The following is a 465-nucleotide window of genomic DNA, read 5'->3' as shown; positions in this document are numbered from 1 at the left end:
GGCGCAGGTAAACGATATCCGGTGCGCTTGCTTCGTCGATCTTAACTTGGATCGTTCTTTCGCGTTCCAAGTCACCATTATTCTTGCGAACCTCTATGCGCGGTTTAAAGGTCCCATTCGTATCCTCGAGCGCGTCCGACCCGCATGTCAGACGGTACGGCTTCTCCTCGTCCGGATCACAGTCTTCTTCATCCTTCCATTCGTAATCGAGTTCAGCTGATCCATCCGGGTCGTACGCCGAGACCTCATAGTGAATCTTCGCACCCTCTCGAACGGTATCGGGATAGGCCTCACCGTCCCAGCGGAGGCGGCGCTCCAGGGTGTCCGTCTCATTATCACCGAGGCCGATCTCCATGGTGCGCTCGACGCGGGATATGCGCGGGCGCCGCTCGTCGTCCTCGAACTCGATGGTCCGTTGCGAGTCCGTCGTCCGGTCGTCCTCGGTGCTCGACACCTGGATCTTTA

The 465-nt window shown here is 58.3% G+C and carries 1 protein-coding gene; it reads right to left on the bottom strand.

The window, feature by feature from the left end:
• A partial coding sequence (locus CKO12_RS14570) for a hypothetical protein (RefSeq protein WP_200155425.1) occupies positions 1-465 on the bottom strand: 465 nt, incomplete at both ends.

Origin of the sequence: Chromatium okenii, from assembly GCF_016583745.1 — a bacterium.
Classification (GTDB): Bacteria; Pseudomonadota; Gammaproteobacteria; order Chromatiales; family Chromatiaceae; genus Chromatium; species Chromatium okenii.
Note: the sequence above shows the minus strand (reverse complement) of the source record. Positions and strands in the feature narration are given on the sequence as shown.